The following is a 4,601-nucleotide window of genomic DNA, read 5'->3' as shown; positions in this document are numbered from 1 at the left end:
CTATTTCAGAAACACGGGTCACATCATTTAATACTTCTACCTTACTGTTTTTTCCTGCTTTTGTCACCACTATATGTTGTCCCGCTTTTGCTGAAAGATGCGGCTGATGAGAGATCGCAAAAACTTGATAGACAGATGCTAATTTATGTATCATCTCAGCTATGGCTATAGACTCATCTCCACTGACATTGGCATCTATTTCATCTAATATGAGTACACCTTGTTTACTTTTATCTATAGGGATTGTCGTTGCCATCAGTGCCAAACGTACACGGTTAAACTCTCCACCACTTAGTGTGGCAGTTTTTGAAGACCCAAGCATAACCTCTACACTATCCATTCCGCTTTCTGCTAAAGGGCCTGAAGAAAATTCAAAGGTCAGTGCAGGAAGTTTTAGTGTTGTCAAATACTCTGCTAAAGATTTTTCTAGCCACTTTGCTTCTTTTTGGCGTGACTGAGAGAGTTTTGAAGAGATGATCTGTAGCTCTGAAAACTCTAAAGCTAAAAAAGATTCCAACATACTCTTGTCTTTTTCAATATTTTGATATCCTGAAAGTTCTTTCTCTTTATCTTCTTTATAGGCTAAAGCCTCTTCTATGCTTCCATAGCGGTTTTTAAGTGTTGTAAGATCACCAAGACGATCCAACACCTCTTCTACATCTACCTCTTCGAGTTCATCTGCAAGATTTTCTGTCTCTTCAAAATCAGCACGGAGCTGATTCATTGCATCACTAAACAGAGACCCATCTTTCTCTAAAAGTCTATAGACTTCCTCAACACTTGCTTCCAAAGCAAAAATATCTGTAGCATTTGAGAGTGCATCTTTTATTTTGTCTATACGTGAAAGTTGTTGTTTAATCTTTAGTAATTCGTCTTCTTCACCTACTTGTGGGTTAATAGAAGCTATTTTTTCTACTTCATACGTAGCATACTCTATGAGTTCAGCAAGCTTTGCTTCATCTTCTTTTATCTTTGAGAGCTGTAAAACTTTTTCTTTATAATTTTTATAACGTTTTTTGTACTCTTTTAATGACTGTTTAAACGTTTTATCTTTACTTATAAGCTGATCATCGATCATCTTTAAAAGTGTTTCAGATTCAAAACCGCCTTTGTCACGTACAGAGAGATACTTGACATAAGGCATAAACATTTCACCCAAGGCTTTTTTAGAGATATTTTGTCCATCTATAAAGTAACGAAGCTTCTCTTTTTTTAATGTTTTTACCGTTAAGTCATTTTCAAGTTCATAGGCGTCACTCTCTAATCCAAATGGCTTAACCAAATTTACTTCACACAATGCTGCTGCACCCTGTGTAGTGTGTCCAAAACTAGAAAGTATCGCAGACATAAGTACAGACTTACCTGCCCCACTGGGTCCGGTTAAAACGACCAACCCATTTTCAAACTCTAGCTCTACTTCATCAAAAGTAACAAGATCACGAAGGTATAAACGTTCTATCAATTTTCATCACCCCATGATAGTTTTTCTCTCAATACAGAAAAATAATTACGCTCTTTTCTATGAAGCAATTTCGCACCGCGCTTTGCGCCCATGATCACCAGTATATCTTCAGGAACCATCTCATAATCATCTTGTCCATCTATCACTGCAATGATACGTTCTTCCGGTGACGAAAGTTCTATCGTGAAATCAGCAGGTACCACGAGAGGACGCTGGGTTAAAGAATGTGCCATTATAGGTGTCATTATGAGTGCCTGCGTAAGTGGATACATTACAGGACCGCCTGAAGCAAGACTGTAAGCAGTTGATCCTGTAGGTGTTGCGATTATGAGTCCATCCCCTTTATATGTATTAAACCTTTCTCCATCAATAGATGCATAAATAGTTGCCATCCTAGAGACTACTGGACGTGTGATAACCACATCGTTAAAAGCAAAGAATGGCTCTTTTTGACCATTTTTTCTTTGTATATACCCTTCTATCATCATACGCTCATCAATGCGATATTCATCTCTGATCAATTGTTCTAAGAACAACTCCACATCATCTATCGTTACATCAGCCAAAAATCCTAAATTACCTGCATTAATACCTACAACAGGTTTATTATATCCATGAGAACGACGTACCAATGAAAGCAAAGTTCCATCTCCACCTAAAGAGACTAAAAAGTCCGATTTTTCGCACATATCTTTAAAGGGAATTCCTTTTAGACCTATCATCTCTGCTGAACGGTCAGCTAAGATCACAGAAATTCCTCTAGACTCAAACTGTGCCTTGATGCGTTCATAAAGTGTTTTTATCTCTGGGTCGTTAGGTTTTAAAATAAACCCTGCAGTTTTTATCTGTGCTAATTTTTGATTACTCATCTTTTTCCTACTGTATTTAAGAAATATAATTGTTAGAGTAGCATAAATGAACTGTTAGTATTTGAAAATATGTCATATTGCCATATTTTTGATTGTGAATTTAACCCTAAACTACTTTTTGATATAATCGCGTCATTATAAACAGATAGGATAGTTATGAGAACACATTATTGTGCAGAAGTAAATGAAGAACATATCGGACAAGAAGTTACCGTAGCGGGTTGGGTTTCTTCCCGTAGAGATCATGGTGGGCTTATATTTATAGACCTTAGAGATAAAGATGAAGTGATACAGCTGGTTTGTGACCCTGCAGATAATGTTGAAGCTCACAAAATAGCCGAAGATGTAAGAGATCAGTTTGTACTTGTTGCTACAGGAACTATGCGTGCTCGTGGTGAAGGTCTTGAAAACCCTAAACTTAAAACAGGTAAAGTTGAAATGGTAGTCGACAAACTTGTGATAGAAAACCGTTCTAAGCCTATGCCTTTTGACCTGAATGATGAAAAAGTAAACGAAGAGATCAAACTTAAGTACCGTTACTTGGAGCTTAGAACACAAAAATCTTACGATATCTTCAAGCTTCGTTCAAAAGCAACTATAGCTGCGCGTAACACACTTGATGAATTGGACTTCCTTGAAGTTGAAACACCTATCATTACTAAATCTACACCAGAAGGTGCAAGAGATTACCTTGTACCTTCTCGTGTTCATAGTGGTGAATTTTATGCACTTCCACAGTCTCCACAACTTTTCAAACAACTTCTTATGGTAGGTGGTTTCGACCGTTATTTCCAGATAGCAAAATGTTTTAGAGATGAAGACTTAAGAGCAGACAGACAACCGGAATTTACACAAATAGATGTTGAAATGTCTTTCTGTGATCAGGAAGACGTGATAGCAGTCGCTGAAAAACTTATAAGCAATGTATTTTCTGCTTGCGGTTTTGATATCCCTAGTACATTTAAACGTATGACTCACTCTGAAGCGATGGAAAAATACGGTTCAGACAAACCAGACATGCGTTATGATTTAGCAATGGTAGATGTGATCGACATTTTTGAAAGATGTGATAACGAAATTTTCTCAAGCATTGCAAAGACACCTAAGAAAAACCGTATCAAAGCACTCAAAGTACCAAAAGGCGATGAGATCTTCTCAAAACGTCAAATGAAAGGTTTTGAAGAGTATGTACGTAAATTCGGTGCATCTGGTCTAGGTTACTTCCAAATGAAAGAAGATGGTCTTAAAGGTCCTCTTGCTAAATTCTTTACAGAAGATGATCTTCAGGCGATTGTCGAGAGATGTGAACTTGAAATAGGTGATGCAGTATTCTTCGGTGCTGGTGAGAAAAAACTGGTATGGGACTACATGGGTCGCTTCCGTATCTACCTTGCAGAGATCATGGAGATCATCCCTAAAGATACTTTCGAATTCTTATGGGTCATGGACTTCCCTATGTTTGAAGTAGAGGACGGTAAGGTCAAAGCACTTCACCATCCATTTACACAACCAAAATCATTGGATTATGAAGATATCGAAGATATCGAATCTATTGCTTATGACATCGTACTTAACGGTACAGAACTTGGTGGTGGGTCAATCCGTATCCATAAAGAAGATGTTCAAGCAGAGATATTTAAACTGCTTGGTATTAATGAAGAAGAAGCACAAGATAAATTCGGATTCTTACTTGATGCACTCAAATTCGGTGCACCGCCACATGGTGGTTTTGCTCTAGGTCTTGACAGACTTATTATGCTTATGACAGGTGCTTCAAGTATACGTGAAGTCATCGCATTCCCTAAAACACAAAAAGCACAGTGTCTTCTTACACAAGCACCAAGTGTAGTAGATGCAGAACAACTTAAAGAGTTAAGTCTCAGAATTAGACAAACACCAACAGCATAAAATAAAGGAAATAAAACTATGAAAAAACTATTTTTAATCATTGGCGCACCAGGTTCAGGAAAAACAACAGACGCAAGTATCATCGCTGAGAAAAACAGTGACACTATCGTACACTACTCTACTGGAGATATGCTAAGAGAAGAAGTAGCAAGCGGAAGCGAATTGGGACAAACGATAGAAAGCTATATCTCTAAAGGTGCACTGGTACCACTGAACATCATCGTAGACACGATCGTATCTGCTATTAAAAATGCACCTGTAGACAATGTACTTATCGATGGGTATCCAAGAAGTACAGAGCAAATGACTGCTTTTGATGAACTGGTATCTAAAGAAGATGATATTGAACTTGCATCAGTCAT

The 4,601-nt window shown here is 37.7% G+C and carries 4 protein-coding genes; 2 read left to right on the top strand and 2 right to left on the bottom strand.

Annotated elements, in window-relative coordinates; translation table 11 throughout:
• Both ABZC96_RS08305 and ABZC96_RS08300 read right to left on the bottom strand, forming a co-directional pair.
• Positions 1-1,462: DNA recombination protein RecN (locus ABZC96_RS08305; RefSeq protein ID WP_373030401.1), on the bottom strand; the 1,462-nt coding region annotated here is incomplete at its 3' end.
• Positions 1,459-2,331, bottom strand: a complete 873-nt coding sequence (locus ABZC96_RS08300) for an NAD(+)/NADH kinase (protein ID WP_373030399.1) — start codon at positions 2,329-2,331, stop codon at positions 1,459-1,461. The genes ABZC96_RS08305 and ABZC96_RS08300, both read right to left, overlap by 4 nt.
• A gap of 156 nt (positions 2,332-2,487) precedes the next feature.
• Here ABZC96_RS08300 and aspS point away from each other — a divergent pair, with 156 nt between their 5' ends.
• Both aspS and ABZC96_RS08290 read left to right on the top strand, forming a co-directional pair.
• Complete coding sequence (aspS, locus tag ABZC96_RS08295) at positions 2,488-4,239, top strand: aspartate--tRNA ligase (RefSeq protein ID WP_373030397.1); 1,752 nt, start codon at positions 2,488-2,490, stop codon at positions 4,237-4,239.
• 18 nt (positions 4,240-4,257) lie between these two features.
• The coding region (locus ABZC96_RS08290; RefSeq protein WP_373030395.1) for an adenylate kinase at positions 4,258-4,601 on the top strand (344 nt) is incomplete at its 3' end.

The organism is Sulfurovum sp. (assembly GCF_041551015.1).
GTDB lineage: Bacteria > Campylobacterota > Campylobacteria > Campylobacterales > Sulfurovaceae > Sulfurovum.
This window is presented reverse-complemented; position numbering and strand designations above follow the sequence as displayed.

What these genes read in the sequence shown, in the direction of transcription:
- ABZC96_RS08300 (WP_373030399.1), bottom strand. Translation starts at nt 2,331, where the DNA reads ATGAGTAATCAAAAATTAGCACAGATAAAAACTGCAGGGTTTATTTTA.
- aspS (WP_373030397.1), top strand. Translation starts at nt 2,488, where the DNA reads ATGAGAACACATTATTGTGCAGAAGTAAATGAAGAACATATCGGACAA.